Source organism: Kitasatospora sp. NPDC058965, assembly GCF_042741245.1.
Classification (GTDB): Bacteria; Actinomycetota; Actinomycetes; order Streptomycetales; family Streptomycetaceae; genus Kitasatospora.
This window is the reverse complement of the sequence record NZ_JBHYKG010000589.1, coordinates 1-1,555: the sequence shown is the minus strand read 5'-3', so window position 1 is coordinate 1,555 and position 1,555 is coordinate 1. Positions and strand designations below refer to the sequence as shown.

The window sequence follows — 1,555 nt, the reverse complement described above, 5'->3', positions numbered from 1 at the left end:
TGCCGTGGTCGGCCCGGCGGCGAAGGCGTAAGGTCCTCCTTCGAGATTGATCTCTTACCTTCGAAGGGGTGCCCATGGTCGGGTCCGGGGTCGGCGAGCTGGTGCGGGAGTGGGTCGGCGGCTGGGCCGCCTCGCGCGGGGCGGCGGAGCCGATCGCGGCGCCCTGGGGCTGGACGATCGACGTCGGGCAGTCCGCGCAGGCGTGGCGGCAGGTGCTGCCCGAGCCGACCGAGGCCGTGGTCCGCGAGCTGGCCGGCGGTGCGAGCGTGCCCGGCGCCTGGCTGAAGCTGTTCGCCGAGGTCGAGGCAGTCCGGCCGTGGCTCGCGTCCGGGTGGCGGCTGGACCGGCCCGCCCACCTCATGTCCTGCCGCCTGGCACCCGAGCGCCCCGCGGTGCCGACCGGGTACCGGGTGACCACCTGGACCCGGCACGAGGTCACCCGGGTGCTGGTCCGCACCGCCGACGGGGCCTTCGCCGCCCGCGGGCAGATCGCCGTGGCGGCGCCGGGAGCGAGCGCGGTGGCGGACCAGATCGAGACCGCGCCCGCGCACCGCCGCAGGGGGCTCGGCGGTGTGGTGATGCGCACACTGCAGAACGCGGCCCACGAGGCCGGGGCCCGCAGCGGCGTGCTGGTCGCCTCGGGCGAGGGACGGGCGCTCTACACCTCGCTCGGCTGGACCTTCCGGGCCCCGATGGCGAGCGCCTGGTACGAGCCGCAGGGCCCGGAGCCGGGCCCGGCCTCCTGACCCCCGCACGGCGCCGACCAGCCGGAAGGCCGCCGAATCGGAGGGCCCGGATCTGACGCTGGTTCGGACACGGTCGGTGTGGTGAGATGTGCGTTCACGGTCAATGGTCGGCTCAGTCGGGGGTGTGGTGTGCTGAGGAGCGAACAGCTGCTCGCGCTGGACGAGGACGCGGTGCGGCTCGCCGCGGTGGGCCTGGTGCGGCTCGCGGTCCAGGAGGGAACGGGCGGGGTGGCGCGGGCGAGCGCCTTCGCCGAGAGCTGGCTCGCCCTCGGGGATCCGGTGGCGGACGGACTGCGGGTGCCGGCCGTGCCGGTGCTGCGCGCGCTGCTGCAGTGGACCGCCGAGCTGCTGCTGGAGGTGCACCGGGGCGACGGGCCCGAGGTGCTGGAGCGGCTGGGGTGGCGCAGCGCCGAGGCCGCGGAGGAGGCCCGCTGGGCCGGGACGGCCCACCCCGCGGAGCCCACCGCGCTGGCCCTGGTCTGGCACGCCGTCCAGGCGCTGGCCGTGGACCGCGGCCCGGACCACCGGCGGCGGATCGCGGAGCGCTGCGAGGCCTACGTCCGCGACCAGCACCGCCGGTCGGACACCGTGGCACTGCTGCTCGCCCTGGCCCGGCTCGCGGCCGGCGCCGTGCGGGAGCTCGGTGACGGGGACGGCGCGCTGGCCGCGCGGGTGGCCCGGGCCATGGCACCGGGGCGGCCCGCACCGCTGTGGGTGCCGACCCGTCCCCAACCGCCCGCGGCCTGAGCCGGGCGGCACCGCCTGCGCGGGTGCCGCGTCCTGGGCGGACAGGCCGGCCTGCGCGGTTG

Annotated in this window: 2 protein-coding genes; both read left to right on the top strand. The window is 77.7% G+C overall.

Annotated elements, in window-relative coordinates; translation table 11 throughout:
- Positions 1 to 74: 74 nt before the first annotated feature.
- Positions 75 to 746 (top strand): GNAT family N-acetyltransferase, encoded by a 672-nt coding sequence (locus tag ACFW1A_RS40405; RefSeq protein WP_380418713.1) that lies wholly within the window; start codon positions 75 to 77, stop codon positions 744 to 746.
- Positions 747 to 875: 129 nt separating this feature from the next.
- A complete protein-coding gene (locus ACFW1A_RS40400) occupies positions 876 to 1,493 on the top strand; it encodes a hypothetical protein (RefSeq protein WP_380418711.1) in 618 nt (205 codons plus the stop codon).
- Positions 1,494 to 1,555: the final 62 nt, after the last annotated feature.

Bases quoted from the DNA above. Each gene is read 5' to 3' on its own strand.
- ACFW1A_RS40405 (WP_380418713.1), top strand. From the start codon at position 75: ATGGTCGGGTCCGGGGTCGGCGAGCTGGTGCGGGAGTGGGTCGGCGGC.